Raw genomic sequence first — 22,234 nt, 5'->3', positions numbered from 1 at the left:
CGCGAATGCCGCCATAATGGCGCCCACTTCACAAAGCGGTTGGCGGCGGTTGTTATGGATAACCTGGGTTTTGGCAGAGTCCTGCTGGTGGAAGACGATGAGCGGCTGGCCGCGCTGATCGCCCACTTTCTCGAACAACACGGCTACGAGGTACGCACGGTGCATCGCGGCGATCTGGCCGTGGCCGCGTTTCTCGAATTCAAGCCCAAAGTGGTGGTGCTCGACCTGATGCTGCCGGGGCAGAGCGGCCTGCACGTGTGCCGGGAAATCCGCAGCGTGTCGGACACACCGATTGTCATCCTGACCGCCAAGGAAGATGACCTCGACCATATTCTGGGCCTGGAGTCCGGCGCCGACGATTACGTGATCAAACCGATCAAACCGCCGGTTCTGCTCGCACGCCTGCGGGCTCTGCAACGCCGGCAGGTGCCGGACAGCGGCGTGGTCAGTTCACTGGAGTTCGGCAACCTGATCATCGACCGCAGTTGCCGCGAAGTGCGTCTGGCGGGCGAGCTGATCGAGCTGACCACCATGGAATTCGAACTGCTGTGGCTGCTGGCCAGCGCCGCCGGCAAGATCCTGTCGCGCGATGACATTCTCAACCGCATGCGCGGCATCGCCTTCGATGGCCTCAACCGCAGCGTCGACGTTTACATCAGCAAGTTGCGCAACAAACTCAAGGACAACCCTCGCGAGCCGGTGTGCATCAAGACCGTGTGGGGCAAGGGGTACCTGTTCAATCCGTTCGCGTGGGAGTTGTAGATGCTGCGGTTATTTCTCGGGCTGTTTCTGGTGATGACCGTCGGGCTGGTGGCGGCGCTGCAAACCGTCGAGCACACCTTCAACGCGTTGCTCGACAACCAGATGCAGGCCTACAACCGTGAAGCGGTGCGCGGTCAGGCCTGGTCGCTGGTCGAACACATGCGCGACCAGCAGGGCGCGGCGCGCGAGGCGCAACTGGAGGCGTTACGGCCGCACTACGGGCTGACGTTGAGCCTGGTCGAGGCTGACCAATTGAACCTCAGCGATCAGGAAAAAGCCGAACTGGCCCAGGATGTGTTGGTGATCCGCGATGACTACACCCAGTTCATCAGCAACATCGACGGTGGTTCGCAGTTGCTCAGTATCAAGCTGCCGCCCGAGCCGAGCCTGATGCCGTTCTACATTGCCGGGGCCTATATGATGTTGGCGGTGCTGCTCGGCATCGTTTTGTACTTCTGGGTTCGCCCGCACTGGCGCGATCTGGAAAAACTGCGCCTGGCCGCCGAGCGCTTCGGCGACAACGACCTCTCGGTGCGGATCCAGCTGTCCAAACGCTCGAACATCCGCGACCTCGCCGGCCACTTCAACCTGATGGCGGCGCGCATCGAAGGCCTGATCGCCAATCAGCGCGAACTGACCAACGCCGTCTCCCACGAACTGCGCACGCCGATTGCCCGGTTGTCGTTCGAGCTCGATCAACTCAAGCAGCAACCGGACGCCAGCCAGAACCGCGAACTGATCGCCGACATGTACGCCGACCTCGGCGAGCTGGAGGAAATGGTCTCCGAACTGCTGACCTACGCCAGCCTCGAACGGGGCGCGACCGTGATCACCCGCGAAAACATTCAGGCCGCCAACTGGCTCGACAGCGTGGTCGGCAGCGTGGCGCTGGAGGCCGAGGCCGCCGGGGTGCAGCTATTGATCGTTGATTGCCGGGTCGATGAAGTACGGATCGAACCGCGGTTCATGGCGCGGGCGGTGATCAATCTGCTGCGCAATGCCATTCGCTATGCCGAGCAGCGTGTCGAGGTGTCGCTGGTGCGCATCGGCGATCAATACGAAGTGCAGGTCAACGATGACGGCCCGGGCGTGCCGCTGGATGGACGGGAGAAAATCTTCGAACCGTTCTCGCGTCTGGACGCCAGCCGCGACCGCCGCACGGGCGGCTTCGGCCTCGGCCTGGCGCTGGTGCGGCGGGTGTCGCAATCCCATGGCGGGCAGGTCGAGGTCGGCGATTCATCATGGGGCGGGGCGTCGTTCCGCATGACCTGGGCGCATCTGGATTAATGACTCTCCCTTCCCGGAAATGGAGGCAGTCGATTAACTGAGGACGTAGTCCACCGGTTTCAGCGCTGGCGGCAACGGTTCCGTTCCCAGCTCCGAGAGAATATCCCGCTCGATGCTGCGCACCAGCGCATCGGTCGGCAAATCGTTTTCATCCCGGCCGAACGGGTCTTCCAGCTCATCGGCAATCGCATCCAGCCCGAAGAAGGTGTAGCTGACAATCGCCGTGAACAGCGGCGTCAGCCAGCCCAGCGGTTCGGCCATGGCGAACGGCAGCAGGATGCAAAACAGATAAATCGTGCGGTGCAGCAGCAAGGTGTACGGGAAGGGCAGCGGCGTGTTCTTGATCCGCTCGCACACGGCCTGTGCTTGGGTCAGGCTGGTCAGGTGATTGGCCAGCAGCATGTAGCGCCATTCGCTGAGAACGCCTGATTCGTGCAGATCGGAGCATTGCTGACCCACCGTCTGCAGGATGCGCCCGCTGTAATCCGGCACCTGCGCATCGTGCTGCGGGGTGATCCACTCGGCGCTGGCGGCGGCTTCGTCTTCCCGGCGCAACCGCGCATTCAGCGCGTGGGCAAAACCTGCGAGGTTGAGCAGCAACAGATGGCGCTGGGCCGATTCGCGAATCACATGGGTCTCGCGGATCACCGAGCGCACATGCACGATCACTTCGCCCCAGGCCTTGCGCGCTTCGTACCAGCGGTCGTAACAGGCGTTGTTGCGAAAATTCATGAAGATCGACAGCGACAGGCCGAGCAGGGTGAACGGTGTGGCGTTGACCTTGGTGAAGTTGCTCGGGTGGAGCATTTCCACCAGCACGATGGCCGACGCCAGCAGCGTCACCATCAGGGCGCGCAGGGCGATGCGCTTGGCAATCGAGCCCTTGAGGGTGAAGAGAATGGCGAATTGATTGACCTTGGGTCGGATAATCATGCGGCTCTCTGCCTTGCAAACGTGGCGGATCAGCCGCCGGTCATGTTCATGAAACGCACCACTTGCACGTCGTCGTTCACTTCAAAGTTGTGCCGGTAAGGCTTGAGTTTCATCGCTTCGATGATGGCTTTCTCGAGCCGTTCCGGTTGGCCCGGATGAGCCCGCAGCACCGCTTTCAGATCCACCGAATGCTCGTTCCCCAGACACAGTAGCAAACGCCCCTCGACCGTCAGCCGCACCCGGTTGCAGGTGCCGCAGAAGTTGTGGCTGTGGGGCGAAATAAACCCCAGCCGGATGTGCGGGGCTTCGGCCAGCCGCCAGTAACGCGACGGGCCCTGGGTCGATTCGGCGGAGTCGATCAGGGTGTAGCGCTCGGCGATTTTTTCGCGCACCTGAGTGCTGGAAAAGAACGACTCGGCGCGGCTGTGTTCGCTGATGATCCCCAGCGGCATTTCCTCGATGAAGGAAATATCCAGATCCCGCTCGATGGCGAACTGCACCAGATCATTGATCTCGTGATCGTTGCGGCCCTGCATCACCACGCAGTTGAGTTTAGTGCGGGTAAATCCGGCGGCGCGCGCGGCGTCGATGCCGTCGATCACCTGGCCCAGGTCGCCGGTGCGGGTCATCTGCTTGAAGCGCTCGGCATCAAGGCTGTCGAGGCTGACGTTGAGGCGTTTGACCCCGGCGTCGAACAGCGGGCTGGCGAGTTTGCCGAGTTGCGAGCCGTTGGTGGTCAGGCACAGTTCGCGCAGGCCGGGCAGGGCGGCGATCTGCTTGCACAAGCCGACGACGCCGGGGCGAATCAGCGGCTCGCCGCCGGTCAGGCGGATCTTGCGGGTGCCCAGTGCAACGAAGCTCTGCGCCAGTTGATAGATCTCCTCCAGCGTCAGCACCCGTTGGCGCGGCAAAAACTGCATGTCTTCGGCCATGCAATACACGCAGCGGAAGTCGCAGCGGTCGGTGACCGACATGCGCAGGTAGTCGACGCGGCGGTTGTAACCATCGATCAAGACGCGCTCTGACATGACAGCCTCGCTTGGGTGAAATCCGCTATTGAAGGGATTGGGTCGGCGCAGGTTATGAGCAACTTCGAACAGCGTCCAATCACTCTTGATTACCGGCCGATTGATGCTGTCGATGATGAAAAATTTATTCGTCATTTTTCCCTTCCTGGTTTTGCAAGTGCCCGGATTTAAAGGGATTAAGTCGGTGATAGATGCTTTCGATAACGCAGTCATTAATAGCGATTAGACAAGTTTTTGCAGCGGTTCCTATCCTTGGCCCCGTCAAACGAAACGACCGCTTTTTAACCTGAAAGTCAGTCGTCGCTGTTTAAATCCGATCAGGTTTTTGCCTGTGTGCATCGTCATGGAGAAGTCCCATGTCACAAGTCGACCGTTACAAACCCTACAAGGGCGCCGCTGCGGGTTGGGGCGCTGTCATCAGCCTCACCAAGAACTGGCTGGGCAGTGAAAACGCCCTGAAAAACATCCGCGCCATGCTCAAGACCAACCAGAACGGCGGCTTCGACTGCCCCGGTTGCGCCTGGGGTGAAGCACCCGGCGCGAGCATGTTGAAGTTCTGCGAGAACGGCGCCAAAGCGGTGAACTGGGAAGCCACGGGCCGCCTGGTCGATCCGGCGTTCTTCAACAAGTACACAGTCTCGAGCCTGGCCGAGCAAAGCGATTACTGGCTTGAGTATCAGGGCCGGATCACCCATCCAATGCGCTACGACGCGCGGGTCGACCGCTATGTCGAAACCACCTGGGACGACGCCTTTGCGCTGATCGCCAAGCACCTCAAAGGCCTGAAATCGCCCCACGAGGCCGAGTTCTACACCTCGGGTCGCGCCAGCAACGAAGCGGCGTTTCTCTATCAGTTGTTCGTCCGCGCCTACGGCACCAACAATTTCCCGGATTGCTCGAACATGTGCCACGAAGCCAGCGCCGTCAGCATGGGCGAGAGCCTGGGCGTCGGCAAAGGCACGGTGGTCTATGAAGACCTGCACCACGCCGATGCGATTTTCGTGATCGGCCAGAACCCCGGCACCAACCACCCGCGCATGCTCGAACCGCTGCGCGAAGCGGTGAAACGCGGCGCGCAGGTGGTGTGCATCAACCCGCTCAAGGAGCGTGGGCTGGAGCGTTTCCAGAATCCGCAGAACCCGATCGAGATGCTCAGCAACGGCTGGGAAGCGACCAACACCGCGTACTTCCGCCCGGCACTGGGCGGCGACATGGCGATGATTCGCGGCATGGCCAAATTCCTGCTGGAGTGGGAGCGCGAAGCCCAGGCCACTGGCGGCGAACCGGTGTTCGATCACGCCTTCATTGCCGAGCACACGTCGGGTCTCGACAGCTACCTGGCCGAAGTCGATGCCACGAGCTGGGAGCACATCGTCGAGCAGTCCGGCGTGCCGCTGCATGACATCGAACTGGCCGCGCGCATGTACGCCCGCGCCAAGAGCGTGATCATGTGCTGGGCCATGGGCCTGACCCAGCACGTACACTCGGTGCCGACTCTGCAGGAAGTCATCAACCTGCAACTGTTGCGCGGCAACGTTGGCCGTCCGGGCGCCGGGCTGTCGCCGGTGCGCGGCCACAGTAACGTGCAGGGCGACCGCACCATGGGCATCAACGAACTAGCCCCGACCGAGCTGATGGACGCCCTGGAAAAACGCTTCAACTTCAAGGTGCCGCGGATGCACGGCCACAACACGGTCATGGCGATTGGTGCCATGGAACGTGGCGAAGCCAAGGTGTTTATCGGGCTCGGCGGCAACTTCGCTCAAGCCACGCCGGACACTCCGCGCACCCACGCCGCGATGCGCAAACTGGACCTCACCGTGCACATCTCGACCAAGCTCAACCGCAGCCATCTGGTGACCGGGCGTGATGCGTTGATCCTGCCGTGCCTCGGTCGTACCGACATTGACGTCCAGGCCGAAGGTCCGCAAGGCGTGACTGTGGAAGACACCTTCAGCATGGTGCACTTGTCGTTCGGCCAACTGAAGCCGAAGTCGGCGCACCTGAAATCCGAGCCGGCGATCATTGCCGGGATCGCTGCCGCCACATTGGGCAAACACCCGATCGATTGGGAATGGGCGGTGGGCGACTACGGGCGCATCCGCAACCTGATCGCCGACGTGATTCCGGGCTTCGAGAATTTCAACGAGAAGCTGCTGATCCCCGGTGGTTTCCACCTCGGCAACAACGCCTCAGACCGGGTCTGGAACACCGAATCCGGCAAGGCCCAGTTCACCACGTGTGTGCTGCCGGAACATCTGATCAGCGAAGGCGTGCGCAACCTGCCGGTCAAACCGCACCTGATCCTGCAAACCATGCGTTCCCACGATCAGTACAACACCACGCTGTACGGCCTCGACGACCGTTATCGCGGTGTATACGGGATGCGCGACGTGGTGTTCGCCAACGAACAGGACATCCGCCGGCTCGGTTTCGAACCGGGGCAAAAGGTCGATCTGGTGGCGCTGTGGGGCGACGAGCGTGAGCGTCGGGTCAGCGGTTTCACCCTGATCGCCTACGACATTCCCGCCGGGCAGGCTGCCGCGTACTACCCGGAAACCAATCCGCTGGTGCCGCTGGAAAGTTACGGTGACCGCACCTACACGCCGACCTCCAAATTCGTGGCGATCCGCCTCGAAGCGGCCGAGGCGAGCAACCTGATCCCGTCGTCGGTGGCCTGACCGACCCACGCGATCCAACCCTTTTGCATTTTGACTGGCTGCAGGCGTTAGCGCCTGGCGGTGGCCCGGCCGTGTGCTGCCGCTTTTCAGCCTGGATGAGGACATCATCATGTTCAACCTGGAGGCACTGGACCTGGCGCGAATTCAATTCGCGTTCACGGTTTCGTTCCACATCATTTTCCCGGCGATCACCATTGGTCTCGCGAGTTTCCTGGCGGTACTCGAGGGCCTGTGGCTGAAAACCGGTAACGACACTTACCGCGATCTTTACCACTTCTGGTCGAAGATCTTCGCCGTCAACTTCGGCATGGGCGTGGTGTCGGGGCTGGTCATGGCGTACCAGTTCGGCACCAACTGGAGCGGGTTTTCCGACTTCGCCGGCAGCGTCACCGGGCCGTTGCTGACCTATGAAGTGCTGACCGCGTTCTTCCTCGAGGCCGGGTTCCTCGGGGTGATGCTGTTCGGCTGGAACCGTGTCGGCCGTGGCTTGCACTTCTTCGCCACGGTGATGGTCGCCATCGGCACGCTGATCTCGACCTTCTGGATTCTCGCCTCCAACAGCTGGATGCAGACCCCGCAGGGCTTCGAGATCGTTGACGGCCGGGTGATGCCGGTTGACTGGCTGGCGATCGTGTTCAACCCGTCGCTCCCGTTCCGTCTGGCGCACATGGCGATTGCCGCGTTCGTCGCCACGGCGTTCTTTGTCGGCGCTTCGGCGGCCTGGCATTTGCTGCGCGGCAACGACAGCAAACCGGTGCGCAAGATGTTTTCCATGGCGCTGTGGATGGCGCTGATCGTGGCACCGATTCAAGCGGTGGTCGGTGACGCCCATGGCTTGAACACCCTGGAACACCAACCGGCGAAAATCGCCGCCATCGAAGGTCACTGGGAAAACCCCGACAACGGGCCGACCCCGCTGGTGCTGTTCGGCATCCCGGACATGCAGGCGGAGAAGACCAAATACGCGATCGAGATTCCGTACCTCGGCAGCCTGATCCTCACCCACAGCCTCGACAAGCAGATTCCGGCGCTCAAGAGCTTCCCGAAAGAAGACCGGCCGAATTCGACCGTGATTTTCTGGAGCTTCCGCGTGATGGCCGGGCTGGGGATGTTGATGATTCTGGTCGGTGTGCTGGGCCTGGCGTTGCGGCGCAACGGCAAGATCTACCGGCATCGCGGCTTCCAGCGGCTGGTGCTGCTGATGGGGCCGAGCGGACTGATTGCGCTGCTGGCGGGGTGGATCACCACCGAAGTCGGGCGTCAGCCGTGGGTGGTGTACGGCCTGATGCGCACCCATGACGCCGCGTCCCATCACTCGGTGGCGCAGATGAGCACCTCGCTGGCGCTGTTCGTCGTCATCTACTGCACGGTGTTCACCGTGGGCATCGGCTACATGATGAAACTGGTGAGCAAGGGCCCGCAGCCGCACCACGAACATCCGCCCGAAGGCACTCAGGTGCAGACCCCGCGCCGGCCACTTTCGGCGGTCACCGACAACCTCGAATCCGCGACCCGGGTCCACTGAAAAAGGAGCATTGAGTCATGGGTATTCAAGGTATCGATCTCTCGTTGATCTGGGGCGTGATCATTGCCTTCGGGGTGATGATGTACGTGATCATGGACGGCTTCGATCTGGGCCTCGGGATCCTGTTCCCGATGATCAGCGACGAGCAGGAACGCGACGTGATGATGAACACCGTCGCACCGGTGTGGGACGGCAACGAAACCTGGCTGGTGCTCGGCGGGGCGGCGTTGTACGGCGCGTTTCCGCTGGCTTACGGGGTGATTCTCGAGGCGCTGTATCTGCCGTTGATCTTCATGCTCGCGGGGTTGATTTTCCGCGGTGTGGCGTTCGAGTTTCGCTTCAAGGCGCCGGCTGAAAAACGCCATCTGTGGGACTGGGCGTTCATTGGCGGTTCGCTGCTGGCGACGTTCTCCCAGGGCGTGGTGATCGGCGCGTATGTGGCGGGGATTCCGGTGGTGGATCGGCAGTTCGCCGGTGGCGGTCTCGACTGGCTGGCGCCGTTCCCGCTGGTCTGCGGCGTCGGTCTGGTGATCGCCTACGCCTTGCTCGGCAGCACCTGGTTGCTGGTCAAGACCGAAGGCATGCTCGAATCGCGGATGCGTCACTACAGCCGTCCACTGGCGTGGCTGTTGCTGGCGATGGTGGTGGTGATCGGCGTGTGGACGTTGCAACTGCACCCGGAACTGGCCAGCCGCTGGTTCAACCATGCGCACCTGACCGTGTTCGCCGGGCTGGTGCTGTTGGCGGTGCTGGCGTTGTTCGGGCTGTTGCGTTCGCTGCGTCAGCGCCACACCCACTGGCCGTTCGTGTTCACCCTGGTGCTGATGTTCCTCGGTTACATCGGTCTGGCACTGAGCATCTGGCCGAACATCATCCCGCCGTCGGTCAGCCTGTGGGCGGCGGCTTCACCGGCCACCAGCCAGCTGTTCGCCCTGATCGGCGCGCTGTTCATCCTGCCGGTGATTCTGATGTACACCTTCTGGAGCTACTACGTGTTCCGCGGCAAAGTGAGGATTGGCGATGGCTACCATTGATTCGCGTGAGGTGAAATCCAGCCCCTGGTACAAGCGTCTGGGCTGGCTGCTGCTGATCTGGTTGGGCAGCGTGGTCTCGCTGGCGGTGGTGGCGAGCCTGCTGAAACTGGCGATGTATGCGGCGGGGATGAGAACCCATTGACCACAAAAAACCGGAGCCGGGCTCCGGTTTTTATTGCGCGGGATTTACTCCCCGCCAAACATCGCCGTCCAGTAAATCCCGGCGCTGCTCTTCGGATCGACTGCGTAAGCAGCGCCCAGTTCGCGGTACTGCGGGTTCATCAGGTTGGCGCAATGACCGGGGCTGGCGAGCCAGCCGGCGACGACCTTCTGCACCGTGTCCTGCCCGGCGGCGATGTTCTCGCCGACCTGCTGGCCGCTGTAGCCGGCCAGTTCCGCGCGGTCGCCGGGAGTGCCGCCGTTGCGGTCCTTGTGGTCGAAATAATTGTTGTTGGCCATCTCGCGGCTGTGTTCCTGGGCAACGCCGCCGAGCACTGCGTTCCACGCCAGCGGCGCAGTTGCTGCGAAGGCCTGACTGCCGCACTGGCGCGGTTGGGCGCGGGCGGCATTGAGTTGTTCGAGGAGTTTCTGGCCTTCCGCCTGACCGTCGCCGAGGCGGGCGGACAGCAGCGGTCGGGCCAGAGTGATGCGCCAGTCACGGTCGGCGCGACTGACGCCGATATCGACGAACTGCGGATCCAGCACCACCTGACAGAAGCTTTCCTGAATCGCCTTCATCGCCGACGCCGCGTCCCGTGGTCCGTTCAGGGTGATCGCCTGCACGTTGACCATCGGGTAGCGAGCGCTAGACATCGCCTGCTGCAAATCCACCACGCCGGTGGCCGGCAGAATCAGGCGCGGATCGGCCGACAGCGGCGGCAATTCGCTGGACGCCTGGCTGCCACAACGCTGCGGCTGGCTGCGGTAGCTGTTGATCGATTCGATCAATTGCGACTCGTCGGTGGCCATGGCCGAAGTGGCCAGCGCCAGGCCCACGGACAACGCGGCGAGTCGCAGAACGGATGGCATGAAGCGCATGGAAATCTCCCTTGGGCTGAGTGCGCACATCATGCGCGAAAGGGCCCCGGTTGGTGCAATGTCTTTTTCTTCATGGCACGGATTTTTCTGCGGAACGATGCTGTGAAAATTGCCGTCTACACTTCGCGAAGAGCCCGGGATCCGGGCGTCTCAACCACGTAACACTTTGCCCGCAGCGGGCCCTGCCGGAAGAATGATCATGGGATTGAACGGGTTGCTTTGCTGTCTTGCGTTGACCCTGCTGAGTGGTACGGCACTGGCCACCGATCAGGCGCCGATCAAGGAAAAGGCCGAAGCGAAAGCCGAAGTACTGGAAGAGAAAGCGGCCGACAAGCCCGACGCGCCCCCGGCACCCAAATCCGAAGCCATCACCCCGACCGAAGCGCAGGCGGTTGACCCCGCCGGTGCTGCGCCGCTGGACGATCCGATCACCTGTCTGGCGCGCAGCATCTATTGGGAAGCCAAGGGCAAGGACACCGCCGACATGGAAGGCGTGGCCAGTGTGGTGATGAATCGCTTGGGGCATGACGGCTTTCCAGGCACGGTCTGCGCGGTGGTCAAGCAGGGCTCGGAAAGCAGGAGCTGCCAGTTTTCGTGGTGGTGTGACGGGCGTCCGGATCAGGTCAAGGAAGATGCCGAATACGCGCTGGCCAAGGAAATCGCAGGCAAGGCGCTGAACCGCCAGCTTACCGACCGCACCCACGGCGCGCTGTATTTCCACGATCGCAACGTTCATCCGAGCTGGGCGAAGGAGTACAGGAAAACCGCCGAGACCAGGAAATTCCTGTTCTATAAGCCCGCTGGCGGGGATGCGCGTTAGGCGCAGACTTCGCGCACACAATGGCGCCGTCGCACTGCATTTTCCTTGTGGGAGCAGGTTCGCTCCCACAGGGAGAACTTGGCGAAATCAGTCGCGGGGTTGTCGGGCCGGAAAGAACAGTTCAAAGCAGGTGATCCCGTCGGCGCTGCTGACGCTGTAGCGGCCCTGATGCAACTGCATGATGGTCGCGACAATCGACAGGCCCAAGCCGTTGGACTGGGCCGAGCGCTCGCGGGACGGATCGACGCGGTAGAAACGCTCGAACAGTCGCGACAGATGTTCCGCCGGAATCGTCGCGCCCTGGTTGCGTACCCGCAGGTAGCTGCCGTCCGCTTCAGCGATGGCTTCGACCTGCAACGTCGAATCCGCCGCGCCGTACTTGATCGCGTTGGCGCACAGGTTGGCCAGGGCCCGCCGCAGCAGCATCGGCTCGGCCCAGATCACGCCGCTGCCACTGGCCTCGATGGTGACGCCGACGTCCGCCGCCAGCCCTTCGAAGTAATCGGCAATGCGCTGCATCTCATCGCCGGCGTCCAGCTCCTGCCGCTGACTCAGTGCGCTGGCCGGGTCGGTGCGGGCAAGAAACAGCATGTTGTCGAGCATCCGCGCCAGCCGCTCGAGTTCTTCGACGTTGGAGGCGAGCAACTGCTGATAGGCGTCCACGCTGCGGCTCTGTTGCAACGCGACCTGGGTTTCGCCAAGCAGGTTGTTGATCGGCGTGCGCAGTTCGTGGGCCATGTCGGTGGAGACCTGGCTCAGTTGCGCAACCCCTCGGTCGAGCCGGTCAAGCATCGCATTGAAAGCTTCGATCATCGGTTGCAATTCCCGGGGCGTGCCGTGGCGGTGGAGGCGTTCGCCGAGGTTGGCGATGCCGATCCCGTGGGCATGCCGGGCAATCCGCCGCAATGGCAGCAAACCGCGATACACCAGCAGGCAGCCGACCAGCGCCAGCACAATCGCGGCCAATGAAGCGAGGCCGTACACGCTGAGCCGGTAATTGGCGAGCATTGCCGTGCGCTCGGTCATCAGGCGTCCGGTGAGCACCTGCAGGTTGCCCAGATCGCCCGAGTCGATGGTCGCCGCCACCGCCGAAAACGGCACACCGTCGACGCTCGGCAAGTGCTGTACATCGCTCAGGGCCATCGGGTGATCGATCGGTACGGCGGGCAAGTTCGGGGTGGCGAGGTTGCCGGGGTTGACCACCAGCAACGGCGGCTGGCCGGGTGCGCCGATGGTCAGCAAGGCTTCGCGGTTGCCGAGCATGTTCTGAAACAGCGCCGGCTTGTTCTTGATCAGTTCCAGGGTGTTGCTGTCGTTGAGGAGGGTGCGCAACTGATCGACGCGACTGACCAACTGGATGTCGTCGCGGCGAATCAGAGCTGCTTCCAGTTGGTTGTACAGCGCCGCGCCCAGGCCTCCCAGCGCGGCGAAGGCGAGCACGGCGAAGACCAGCGCCAGACGCAAGGTCAGAGAGTAAGTGCCGGCGATTTTCATGGCTGGGTATCGAAGCGGTAGCCGATGCCGCGCACGCTGTGGATCAGCTTGAGCGGGAACGGATCGTCGATTTTCGCCCGCAGGCGGCGTACGGCGACATCGACCACGTTGGTGTCGCTGTCGAAATTCATGTCCCACACCCGCGAGGCGATCAGCGAGCGCGACAGCACCTGGCCGGTGTGGGTGGCGAACAGTTGCAGCAGGGCGAATTCCTTGTTGGTCAGGGTGATCCGGTTGCCGGCGCGGCTGACCCGGCGCTTGAGCACGTCGATCTGCAGATCGGCCACCTGCAATTGCTCTTCTTCATGGATCGGCCCGCGCCGGGTCAGGGTGCGCAGGCGCGCCACCAGTTCGGCAAAGGAAAACGGCTTGATCAGGTAATCGTCAGCGCCCAATTCCAGGCCTTTGACCCGGTCGGCGATGTCATCGCGGGCGGTGAGGAACAGCACCGGCGTGTCGGTTTCCTTGCGCAGCCGGCGCAGGACTTCCCAGCCATCCATTTTCGGCATCATCACGTCCAGCACGATCACATCGAAGTCGAATTCCAGCGCCAGGTGCAGGCCGTCGGCGCCGTCCCGGGCCAGGCTCACGCTGTAGCCCAGTTCCTGCAAGCCGTTGAGCAAATAATTGCCGGCCTTGGGTTCGTCTTCGACAACAAGGATATTCATGGCTACTGCGCCTCAATGGTCGTTGGTGCAGCCGCTGCCTTGCACTTGATAGTCCAGCACATGTTCACGGCCCTGGTGGTCGAGGTAGTCGAGCTGCGCGGGGATCACGCCGCAGGCCTGGGAAATATCGGTGCTGGAGAGGACTTTGTCGACATCCAGATGCACGAAGAAGCCGGTTTTGTCATGAATGACGGCAGCGTCCGGCGCAGGTGCGGCGAACACGGAACCGGTGGCGAGGAGGGCGGTGAAAGCGAGGATCAGGGTTTTCATGATGGGTCACTCGAATCGTTGAAGTTGATCGGCGTTCTGGCCGGGACAACTTCAAGCTACCGGGCGATCCGCTCGGCAAACCGACAACTCGATGACAAATCTGTAATAAACCGAACCTGTGGGAGCCAGCGCACTCCCACAGAGTATTCAGCTGGCGTGGGTGCTGAGAATGCTCGCGATCTGTTGCGGCTGGCAGTTGAGGTACGGCGAGGATTTCAGCCACTGCTGATCCGGATACCAGGAGAACATGAATTGGCCGTTCTTCAGGCTGTCGATCACCCGTTTGGCAACCTGCGGTCGCACCGCCGGGCAACCCTGGCTGCGGCCCAGGCGGCCGGTACGTTTGCTCCAGAACGGGTTCACGTAGTCGGCGGCATGGATCACGATGGCGCGGTCACGGGCCATGTCGTTGATGCCTGGTTCCAGGCCGTCCATGCGCAGCGAGTAACCGTGGGTGCCCTGGTAACTTTCCTGGGTGCGGAACAGGCCGAGGCTGGATTGAAAACTGCCTTCACGGTTGGAAAACCGGGTGGCGAAGTTTTCCCCGGAGTTTGAACCATGGGCGACCAGATCACGCAGCACCAGTTTTTTCCGGGTCAGGTCGAAGATCCACAACCGGCGCTCGGTGGACGGCTGCGAATAGTCGATGATCGCCAGGTGACGGGACTGCTTCGCGCCGTTGTTGATCGCACATTGCATGGCGTTCAAGGCACCTTTCAGCGCCTGGGGATTGAGTTCCGGAGCGGCGTGCGCGAGGCTGGTGTACAGAACCGGCGAAGAGGTGCCGGCGGCAAAGGCTGGGCTGGTCAGCACGCCAAGGGCGGTGGCAGTCAGCAGAAGTCGGCGCAAAAACGTCAACATTTAAAGTGAGTCTCCACTTGCTACTTGTTTGGCACTTAGGCTCCTGACGTCCAGTCGTTCCCGGCAAGCCCGCGAATCGGGCCTGACTGTGCACCGCACCTGAGGTAAGGTTGACCGTCAATCAAGACGGCCATGGATTGGAGTAAAGCAGTTGTTCAAAAAGTACGCATGCTACTTGAGCATTTGTTTGCTCGCTGCGCCGTTTGTCGCTTGCGCCGAAGAGCCGTTGCCGGGACTTCCGACGCTGCCGCCCGTGCCGACGGAAATGCCCATCGAACCGCAGAGCCCGTTGCAGGCTGCGCTGATCAGCCTGCCTCAGGCGTGCCCGACGATCGGTACCAGTCTCAACGGCCCGGCGCTGGATCAGTTGCGCGCGTTCTACCAGCAGCAGGACTGGCTGCCAGTGTGGGCCGATGGCGGGCAATTGCCGGCCTTGCATGCGCAATTGCAGCTGTTGGCCGACGATGGCCTAAACCCGAAACGCTATCCGGTAGCGCTCACTGCCCCGCAGGACGGCGAACTGTGCGCCGATATCGAGATCAGCCGCTATTACCTGCAAGCCCTGCAGGATCTGCATTACGGCCGCCTGTTGCAATCGCACTTCGAACCGCTGTGGCATTCCGACGAAACGCCACGCGACCGGCAGGCCGAATTGCTGGCGATCGCCGTGCCGGGCGTGCACAACGTTCCCGCCGCCTTCGATCTGGCCCGGCCGCAGTTGGCGCAGTACCAGAACCTGCGTCATCTGTATGCCGCGCAGCGCCTGCAAGCCCTGCCTCAGTGGACGTCGGTGGGCAACGGCCCGTTGCTGCGTCCGGACATGGAAGACAAACGCGTGCCGGAACTGGCCCGGCGGCTGTACAGCGAAGGCTACCTGAGCAGTGTGGTCGGCACGCCGGACAACGCTTATCAAGGCGTATTGGTGGAGGCGGTGAAGCGTTTTCAGGCCAACCATTCGTTGCAGGCCGACGGGGTGGTCGGGCCGGGAACGATTGCCGAACTCAACATCAGTCCGTTGACTCGCCGCGAACAGTTGCGGGTCAACCTTGAACGTTTCCGCTGGATGGCTCAAGACATGGAGCCGGACGGTCTGCTGGTCAACGTCGCCGCTGCCGAGCTGACGCTTTATCAAGGTGGCCTGCCGGTGTGGCAGACCCGCACCCAGGTCGGGCGCGCCGAACGCCAGACCCCGCTGCTCAAATCCCGGGTCACGCGCCTGACGCTGAACCCGACCTGGACCGTGCCGCCGACCATCTGGAAGGAAGACAAACTGCCGGAAATCCGCAAGGATCAGACCTTCCTCAGCCGCCAGAACCTGCAAGTGCTTGACGCCAACGGCCAGCCGCTGGCTGCCGCCGACATCGACTGGGACAACCCCGGCAACATCCTCCTGCGCCAGGACGCCGGGCCGCGCAACCCGCTGGGGCAAATGGTCATCCGTTTCCCTAACCCGTTCTCGGTGTACCTGCACGACACGCCGAGCAAGGCACTGTTCGACAAGGGACCGCGGGCGTTCAGCTCCGGCTGCGTGCGGGTCGAGCATCCGATGAAGCTGCGCGATTTCCTGCTCAGCCCGGCGGAGAAGGCGCGCACCGACACCTTGCTCGCCACCGGCACCACCCATGAATTCCGCCTGAGCAATCCGGTGCCGATCCTCATGACTTACTGGACGGCACAGGTCGACGGCCAGGGTCGTGTGCTCTACGCGCCGGACATCTACAGCCGTGACAGCGCGTTGCTGGCGGGGCTGGACCGGGCGCATTGATCCTCAGTGGCTGGCGTGTTTCCAGAAAAACCGCGCCAGCCACGCATCCACGCTCAACTTGCCGGCCCCGGCAAACACCAGCGGCAGCAGCGCAGCCAAATAAATCGCCGGCAGCTTGAAGTTGCCGAAGCCCTTGTTGGTGATCGCATAACCCTGGGCCAGCTCACTCAACGATGACCAGTCCGCCGGCCAGTGCACGGCAGCGGTGGCGACCACGGTCACGACGATCAGAGAAATCGCCGAAATCCGCGTGCCGAATCCGATCAGGATCGCCAGCGCGCAGATCAGCTCGGCCCACATCGACAGTTCCCAGTTCAGCGTGGCGGGCAAGTGGTCGAAGGGAAACGGGAACCGCTCCTGAATGTCTTCGAACCAGTTCTGGCCGTTGAATTTCTCCAGCCCCGATTCGAAAAATTCCCAGGCGATGAACAGGCGCAAGGTCAGCGGCGCGAGCCACTGGCCGGCGCGGTCGAGGTTCCAGTGCAGGCCTTTGACGGCCGACGAGAGAGCTGTGGTCATGGGAAGGCTCCATTCATTCGAAAGAAAACGGGGCACCAACGTGCCCCGTGAAAAGGGTTACTCGCCGGCGCCACACTTGCCTTCGCCGCATTTGCCTTCCGAGGTTTTTTCCGCCGAGTCGGCCTTGGCCTGGGTCTGGCTGTAGCCGTGATCCAGTTGCTTGACGCTGAACGCTTCGGAAGCCGAAGCGGCGTTGGACAGGGCCAGGCCACCGGCAAGCAGCAGGCCCAGAGTCAGGGAGGTTTTCGAGAGCTTGGTCATGGTGAATCTCCGATGCGATAGGTGAGTTCAAAGGCTTGATCGGGGTTGCCGATCGACAGGTTCATTTGAACGCCGGGCTGTATCGGTGATGTGTCGCGAAGGGCCGGATTTGTGGGCGGGATGTGTCGGGCGTCGGGCCGTACACACTGCGATACACCGCGCCGGTGTGATTCGATTGCCGGGCGCAGCGTCTAGCCACCGTGTCCCCGCAATCCCATGGGGCGAGACTTCGAGACCCGGCATGCAAGCGCTGTTGAACGAGATCCTTGACGCTGTCCGGCCCCTGATCGGGCAGGGCAAGGTGGCTGACTACATTCCCGCCCTCGGCACCGTGCCGGCCAATCAGCTGGGCATCGCCGTGTATGGCAACGACGGCGAGATGTATTGCGCCGGCGACGCCGAGACGCCGTTCTCGGTGCAAAGTATTTCCAAGGTATTCAGCCTGGTGCAGGCCATCGAACATTCTGGCGAGGCCATCTGGGAGCGTCTGGGCCATGAGCCGTCCGGCCAGCCGTTCAACTCGCTGGTGCAGCTGGAGTTCGAACGCGGCCGTCCGCGCAATCCGTTCATCAATGCCGGGGCGCTGGTGATCTGCGACATCAACCAGTCACGCTTTGCCGCACCGGCCTTGTCGATGCGCGACTTCGTGCGGCGGCTGTCGGGCAACCCGCAGGTGATGGTTGACGGCAAGGTCGCTGACTCCGAATACCAGCACCGCGCGCGCAACGCGGCGATGGCGTACCTAATGCAATCCTTCGGCAATTTCCACAACGACGTTGAAGCGGTGCTGCGCAGCTACTTCAGCCACTGCGCGTTGCGCATGAACTGCATCGATCTGGCCCGGGCGTTCTGCTTCCTGGCCAACGACGGTTTCTGCAAGCACAGCGGTGAGCAGATTCTTACTCGCCGCCAGACCCAGCAAGTCAACTCGATCATGGCCACCAGCGGCCTGTACGACGAGGCGGGCAACTTCGCCTACCGCGTTGGTCTGCCGGGCAAGAGCGGCGTCGGTGGCGGCATCGTCGCGGTGGTGCCGGGGCAGTTCACGGTGTGCGTGTGGTCGCCTGAGTTGAACACGGCGGGCAATTCGCTGGCGGGGATGGCGGCGCTGGAAATGCTCAGTTCGCGGATTGGCTGGTCGGTGTTCTGAGCCCGTGTTGCGTTGAGGGAGGCCAACCTATACATTTTCCGGCCGCCCTCAATATGGTGAATCCGCTCCATGTCTCTCGCGCTCGAACGTCTCGTCGCTGGCACGCCTATCCCTTTCGCCGGTAACCGCGTCACCGTGGTCAGCCCCGAACTGGCCGAGCGTTTCCGACCCGGCGACCATCTGCTGGTGGAGCAGGTGAGCGGCGAGCTGTTGCTGATTCCGGTGGTGGATCAGCAGGCTGCATCGGTGGCGATCGAGCGTGCAGCGGCGGCGTTTACCGCGTTGTCCGCGGTGTCGGACGAGGCCATCAGCCGCTTCTTCGATCTGTTTGCCCAACGTCTGGAAAACCCGGACGCCTGGGCGCTGATCGAAACCGCCAACCTCGCCGACATCGAGCGGGCCAAGGCTCGCAGTCGTTCCACTACCCGGTTGCTCGCTGACGAGCGCATGCGCCGCGACATGATCGCCGGCCTGCGCGCCTGGCGTGATGCGCCGGCCACCCGTGGCAAGGTGATCAGCAGCGTCGAACATGACGGCTGGAAGGTCGAGCAAGTGGTGTCGCCCCTGGGCATCGTCGCATTCGTATTTGAAGGCCGGCCAAACGTCTTCGCTGACGCCGCTGGTGTACTGCGCACCGGCAACACTGCCGTGCTGCGGATTGGCAGCGATGCGCTGGGCACCGCGCAAGCCATCGTCACCCACGCCCTGAACCCGGCGTTGGCCGATGCCGGTCTGCCGGCGGGTGCGGTGTCGCTGGTGGAGAGCGTCAACCACGCCGCCGGTTGGGCGATGTTCGCCGACCGGCGTCTGTCGCTGGCGGTGGCTCGTGGTTCGGGCCGCGCAGTCAGTCAGTTGGGCAGCATCGCCCAGCAGGCCGGCACCGCCGTCAGCTTGCACGGCACCGGTGGTGCGTGGCTGATTGCTGATCGTGATGCCGATGCCAAACGCTTCGCCGCGGTGGTGCGCAACTCGCTGGACCGCAAAGTCTGCAACACCTTGAACGTCTGCCTGATCCAGCGCGACCGTGCCGCCGAACTGGTGCCGCTGTTCCTCGACGCCTTGCAGCAGGCCGGCACCGCGCGTGGTCAGGGCTGCAAATTGCACATCGTCGAAGGCAGCGAAAGCTACCTGCCGAGCGACTGGCAGAACGCGACGGTCGAGGTCTATCGCGCCGAGGGTTACCAGACCGAGGCCCTGGCCGAGCCGCTGCCCGAAGATCAACTGGGCCGCGAGTGGGAATGGGAAGAAACCCCGGAAACCAGCCTGATGATCGTCGACGATCTGGATCAGGCCATCGCACTGTTCAATCGCTACAGCCCGCAATTCACGGTGTCGTTGATCAGCGAAGATCCAGCGGTTCAGGAACGTTTCTACAGCGCGGTCAATGCGCCGTTCGTGGGCAACGGGATCACCCGTTGGGTCGATGGCCAGTACGCGCTGAACAAGCCGGAACTGGGTCTTTCGAACTGGGAAAGCGGTCGGTTGTTTGCTCGCAGCGCGATTCTCTCCGGCGACGGTGTGTTCACCGTGCGCAGCCGCATGACGCAAATCGATCTGGGCGTAAAACGCTGAACAGAACAACGCCGCGCCCGTCGCAATGACGGGCGCGGCGTTGTGTTTTCAAGCCGCATCGACTGCCTGGCCGTACACCGCGCACGTCGACGGTTGCTCGGCCAGCGAGACAAAGGTACGGCGGTCGGCACTCAGTGCGTCGATCGAGCCGGTCTCGATGTCGTACACCCAGCCGTGCAGATTCAGCAGGCCTTTCTCCTGGGCCAGGCGCACGCTCGGGTGAGTCTGGATGTTCGCCAGTTGCGCGATCACGTTTTCTCGCACCATCGAACTCAGCTTGGCTGCGTCATTGGCATGAGGCCGCGATTCGTTGACCACTTTCGCCGACTCGGCGTGTTGCAGCCAGCCGCTGACGGCGGGCAGGTGATCCATGCATTTGCACTGGGCGATGGCGGTCATGGCGCCGCAATCGGAGTGGCCGCAGATCACGATGTCGGTCACGCCGAGCACGGCCACCGCGTATTCCACCGTTGCCGAAACCCCGCCCGGATGCGGACTGTAGGACGGCACGATATTGCCGGCGTTGCGGATCACGAACAGCTCGCCGGGTTCCTGCTGGGTCAGCAGTTCCGGAACGACGCGGCTGTCGGAGCAAGTGATGAACAGCGTGCCCGGGGTTTGGGTAGTCGCCAGGTGTTTGAACAGCTCGGTGCGTTGCGGAAACGCTTCGTTCTGGAATTTCAGGAAGCCTTCGATCAGGTTTTTCATGGTGTGTCCTCTCAGTTCGAACAGCCGGTGCCGAATTCGCTGTATTGAAGAATGTGTTTTGCGCCGTGGCTGTCGAGGTAAGTCATTTCGACCGGCACCACGCCGCAGACGTCGGCGACCGGGGTGATGCTCACGACCTGCGCGATGTCCAGCGACATGCCGTAGCGGTAGGCGACGGCCTCTTCATCAGCCTGGGCCTGGGCAGCAAGGCCGGCGAGCAGGGTCAGGGTCAACAGAATTTTTTGCATGGGGCAGCCTCCAGACAGATGTGGTGATGTCTTGGCAAATCAGGTTTGAATGGGCCCGCACGCGGGGGGCGGGCCCGGAGGGATCAGAACGGACGCAGCGGAAGGAACTTGCCGTCGAGGGTGACCACAGCGCGGGAACCGCCTTCAGGGTCTTCGACTTTCTTGATGTCGAGCTTGAAGTTGATCGCGCTGATGATGCCGTCGCCGAACTGCTCGTGAACCAGCGCCTTCAGGGTGGTGCCGTAGATCTGGATCATCTCGTGGAAGCGGTAGATGGTCGGGTCGGTCGGCACACCGTCGAGGCTGCCGCGCAGCGGGATGATTTGCAGGGCGGCGACGTCTTCGGCGCTCAGCTCAAGCTTGTCGCCGACCACTTCGGCCGCGGCTTTCGGCAGTGGATGCTGGCCGAGGAGGGCGGCGGTGACGTAGGCCAGGCTCAGGCCGGTGCCGTCGGCCAGATCCTGCCACGACAGGTTTTTCTGTGCCTTGGCATCCAGGGCGCGGGTGGTCAGGGCGATGCGGCTGTCGTTGTAGGCTTGGGATTGCATGGTGCTTCTCCTTTCGGGGTTGGCTTGCTGTGTGGATTCATCTTCTGCCGATTGATCCATAGCGTCCAAGACCGATATACAATGCCAAGCATAAGTAATGCCTATAGATGGAGCGTTCCATGCTGCTGCGACATTTGCGATACCTGCTGGCCGTGGCCGATCACGGCGGCTTCACCCGGGCGGCCGAGGCGCTGCACGTGTCGCAGCCGACCCTGTCGCAACAGATCCGCCAACTGGAAGAAAGCCTCGGTGTCGATCTGTTTGATCGCACCTCGCGCTCGGTCAAACCTACGGACGCCGGACAGGCCTATATCGAATGCGCGCGACGGGTGCTGGTGGAGCTGGAGGCGGGCAAGCGCGCGTTGCATGACGTGAAGGATCTGTCCCGAGGCTCGCTGCGGCTGGCCATGACGCCGACGTTCATGGCGTATCTGGTCGGGCCGCTGGTGCGCGATTACGTGGCGCGGTATCCGGGGATTCACCTGGAGATTTTCGAGTTGTCGATGGATGACATCGAGGCCGGGTTGGCGGATGACTCGCTGGATATTGCGATTGCCTTCACGCCGGTGCGCAATCCGGACATTGAGTGCATTCCGGCGTTTGTCGAGACGTTGGGGGTGATGGTCGGGCGTGAACATCCGTTGTATGCCAGTGCTTCTGTGCTGACGCCGGATGACATTGCGCAGCTGGATTTCGCCTTGCTGGCGCCTGACTTTTTCACGCGCCTGTCGATCGACGAATATTTCCGCCAGCACGGCATCACGCCCAAGGTGCAGATCGAGGTGAACTCGGTGAGTACGTTGCTGGAAGTGATCCGGCATGCGCCGATTGCGACCATGCTGCCCGAGGCGATTGCGACCGAGGACCGGGCACTGCGTCGGTTGCGGGTCGAGAGCGAGGCGCCGCAGCGGGGAGCGGCATTGTTGCGGCGCAAGAACAATTATCACAGTGCGGCGGCTGAGGCGTTCATGAAGCTGGTGCTGGAAACTCGCTCATGAGCTTTTTTTGCGAGCAATAAAAAGAGCCTGCTTCGTTTTCGAAGCAGGCCCTTGTTTTATTGAA

The 22,234-nt window shown here is 62.4% G+C and carries 23 protein-coding genes; 11 read left to right on the top strand and 12 right to left on the bottom strand.

Features of this window, described 5'->3' with window-relative positions:
* Positions 1–54 precede the first annotated feature (54 nt).
* Together AC07Y2_RS09665 and AC07Y2_RS09660 are read left to right on the top strand one after the other, a co-directional pair.
* A complete protein-coding gene (locus AC07Y2_RS09665; protein WP_011334763.1) occupies positions 55–762 on the top strand; it encodes a response regulator in 708 nt (235 codons plus the stop codon).
* Complete coding sequence (locus tag AC07Y2_RS09660) at positions 763–2,049, top strand: ATP-binding protein (protein ID WP_074688763.1); 1,287 nt, start codon at positions 763–765, stop codon at positions 2,047–2,049.
* Between the two features lie 33 nt (positions 2,050–2,082).
* On the opposite strand, the gene AC07Y2_RS09655 is transcribed toward AC07Y2_RS09660, so the two are convergent.
* The gene (locus tag AC07Y2_RS09655) at positions 2,083–2,982 is read right to left on the bottom strand and encodes a bestrophin family protein (protein ID WP_103385970.1); all 900 of its coding nucleotides are present in this window, start codon (positions 2,980–2,982) and stop codon (positions 2,083–2,085) included.
* A gap of 29 nt (positions 2,983–3,011) precedes the next feature.
* The gene (gene moaA, locus AC07Y2_RS09650; RefSeq protein WP_039767130.1) at positions 3,012–4,010 is read right to left on the bottom strand and encodes a GTP 3',8-cyclase MoaA; all 999 of its coding nucleotides are present in this window, start codon (positions 4,008–4,010) and stop codon (positions 3,012–3,014) included.
* Between the two features lie 356 nt (positions 4,011–4,366).
* Here moaA and AC07Y2_RS09645 point away from each other — a divergent pair, with 356 nt between their 5' ends.
* The 4 genes from AC07Y2_RS09645 to AC07Y2_RS09630 all read left to right on the top strand — a co-directional run bounded on the left by AC07Y2_RS09645 (position 4,367) and on the right by AC07Y2_RS09630 (position 9,392).
* Positions 4,367–6,691, top strand: a complete 2,325-nt coding sequence (locus AC07Y2_RS09645) for an FdhF/YdeP family oxidoreductase (protein ID WP_103385971.1) — start codon at positions 4,367–4,369, stop codon at positions 6,689–6,691.
* Between the two features lie 109 nt (positions 6,692–6,800).
* A complete protein-coding gene (locus AC07Y2_RS09640) occupies positions 6,801–8,216 on the top strand; it encodes a cytochrome ubiquinol oxidase subunit I (protein WP_103386012.1) in 1,416 nt (471 codons plus the stop codon).
* Between the two features lie 17 nt (positions 8,217–8,233).
* Entirely contained in the window at positions 8,234–9,250 is a 1,017-nt protein-coding gene (gene cydB / locus AC07Y2_RS09635) for a cytochrome d ubiquinol oxidase subunit II (protein ID WP_074688759.1), read from the top strand.
* A complete protein-coding gene (locus AC07Y2_RS09630) occupies positions 9,237–9,392 on the top strand; it encodes a DUF2474 domain-containing protein (RefSeq protein ID WP_102687029.1) in 156 nt (51 codons plus the stop codon). The genes cydB and AC07Y2_RS09630 overlap by 14 nt, the downstream gene beginning before the upstream one ends.
* Before the next feature lie 44 nt (positions 9,393–9,436).
* Here AC07Y2_RS09630 and AC07Y2_RS09625 read toward each other — a convergent pair whose 3' ends face one another.
* Positions 9,437–10,288 carry a CAP domain-containing protein gene (locus tag AC07Y2_RS09625; protein WP_039767125.1) on the bottom strand — a complete coding sequence of 284 codons (852 nt, stop codon included), beginning with the start codon at positions 10,286–10,288 and terminating at the stop codon, positions 9,437–9,439.
* Between the two features lie 199 nt (positions 10,289–10,487).
* On the opposite strand from AC07Y2_RS09625, the gene AC07Y2_RS09620 reads away from it, so the two are divergent.
* Positions 10,488–11,108 carry a cell wall hydrolase gene (locus AC07Y2_RS09620; protein ID WP_103385972.1) on the top strand — a complete coding sequence of 207 codons (621 nt, stop codon included), beginning with the start codon at positions 10,488–10,490 and terminating at the stop codon, positions 11,106–11,108.
* Positions 11,109–11,195: 87 nt separating this feature from the next.
* Here the strand turns inward: AC07Y2_RS09620 and AC07Y2_RS09615 are convergent, their stop codons facing one another.
* The 4 genes from AC07Y2_RS09615 to AC07Y2_RS09600 form a co-directional block, all read right to left on the bottom strand.
* Positions 11,196–12,602, bottom strand: coding sequence for a heavy metal sensor histidine kinase (locus AC07Y2_RS09615; RefSeq protein WP_103385973.1), 1,407 nt, complete (start codon positions 12,600–12,602; stop codon positions 11,196–11,198).
* Positions 12,599–13,270 carry a heavy metal response regulator transcription factor gene (locus AC07Y2_RS09610; protein ID WP_039767117.1) on the bottom strand — a complete coding sequence of 224 codons (672 nt, stop codon included), beginning with the start codon at positions 13,268–13,270 and terminating at the stop codon, positions 12,599–12,601. Before AC07Y2_RS09610 ends, AC07Y2_RS09615 begins: the two co-directional genes overlap by 4 nt.
* Positions 13,271–13,282: 12 nt before the next feature.
* Entirely contained in the window at positions 13,283–13,540 is a 258-nt protein-coding gene (locus AC07Y2_RS09605; RefSeq protein ID WP_064597487.1) for a DUF2790 domain-containing protein, read from the bottom strand.
* 147 nt (positions 13,541–13,687) lie between these two features.
* On the bottom strand, positions 13,688–14,401 hold the full coding sequence (locus AC07Y2_RS09600; RefSeq protein WP_011334749.1) for a murein L,D-transpeptidase catalytic domain family protein: 714 nt from the start codon (positions 14,399–14,401) through the stop codon (positions 13,688–13,690).
* Positions 14,402–14,552: 151 nt separating this feature from the next.
* Here AC07Y2_RS09600 and AC07Y2_RS09595 point away from each other — a divergent pair, with 151 nt between their 5' ends.
* A complete protein-coding gene (locus AC07Y2_RS09595) occupies positions 14,553–16,166 on the top strand; it encodes a L,D-transpeptidase family protein (protein WP_103385974.1) in 1,614 nt (537 codons plus the stop codon).
* Positions 16,167–16,169: 3 nt separating this feature from the next.
* Here AC07Y2_RS09595 and AC07Y2_RS09590 read toward each other — a convergent pair whose 3' ends face one another.
* Both AC07Y2_RS09590 and AC07Y2_RS09585 read right to left on the bottom strand, forming a co-directional pair.
* Complete coding sequence (locus AC07Y2_RS09590) at positions 16,170–16,685, bottom strand: HvfX family Cu-binding RiPP maturation protein (protein ID WP_039767109.1); 516 nt, start codon at positions 16,683–16,685, stop codon at positions 16,170–16,172.
* Between the two features lie 57 nt (positions 16,686–16,742).
* Positions 16,743–16,946, bottom strand: coding sequence for an HvfA family oxazolone/thioamide-modified RiPP metallophore (locus tag AC07Y2_RS09585; RefSeq protein ID WP_007950576.1), 204 nt, complete (start codon positions 16,944–16,946; stop codon positions 16,743–16,745).
* A gap of 241 nt (positions 16,947–17,187) precedes the next feature.
* Here AC07Y2_RS09585 and glsB point away from each other — a divergent pair, with 241 nt between their 5' ends.
* Positions 17,188–18,096: a glutaminase B gene (gene glsB, locus AC07Y2_RS09580; RefSeq protein ID WP_011334745.1), complete on the top strand. Its 909-nt coding sequence runs from the start codon at positions 17,188–17,190 to the stop codon at positions 18,094–18,096.
* A 69-nt stretch (positions 18,097–18,165) separates the two neighbouring features.
* Positions 18,166–19,668: an aldehyde dehydrogenase family protein gene (locus AC07Y2_RS09575; RefSeq protein WP_103385975.1), complete on the top strand. Its 1,503-nt coding sequence runs from the start codon at positions 18,166–18,168 to the stop codon at positions 19,666–19,668.
* A 48-nt stretch (positions 19,669–19,716) separates the two neighbouring features.
* Here the strand turns inward: AC07Y2_RS09575 and AC07Y2_RS09570 are convergent, their stop codons facing one another.
* The 3 genes from AC07Y2_RS09570 to cynS form a co-directional block, all read right to left on the bottom strand.
* Positions 19,717–20,376 carry a carbonic anhydrase gene (locus tag AC07Y2_RS09570; RefSeq protein ID WP_007950573.1) on the bottom strand — a complete coding sequence of 220 codons (660 nt, stop codon included), beginning with the start codon at positions 20,374–20,376 and terminating at the stop codon, positions 19,717–19,719.
* Between the two features lie 11 nt (positions 20,377–20,387).
* The gene (locus AC07Y2_RS09565) at positions 20,388–20,624 is read right to left on the bottom strand and encodes a DUF2790 domain-containing protein (RefSeq protein WP_103385976.1); all 237 of its coding nucleotides are present in this window, start codon (positions 20,622–20,624) and stop codon (positions 20,388–20,390) included.
* Positions 20,625–20,707: 83 nt separating this feature from the next.
* Entirely contained in the window at positions 20,708–21,172 is a 465-nt protein-coding gene (gene cynS / locus AC07Y2_RS09560) for a cyanase (protein WP_011334741.1), read from the bottom strand.
* A gap of 119 nt (positions 21,173–21,291) precedes the next feature.
* Between cynS and cynR the strand changes: the two genes are divergently transcribed.
* On the top strand, positions 21,292–22,170 hold the full coding sequence (cynR, locus tag AC07Y2_RS09555) for a transcriptional regulator CynR (protein WP_103385977.1): 879 nt from the start codon (positions 21,292–21,294) through the stop codon (positions 22,168–22,170).
* Positions 22,171–22,234: the final 64 nt, after the last annotated feature.

The organism is Pseudomonas sp. GW456-12-1-14-TSB6 (genome assembly GCF_059424205.1).
This window is presented reverse-complemented; position numbering and strand designations above follow the sequence as displayed.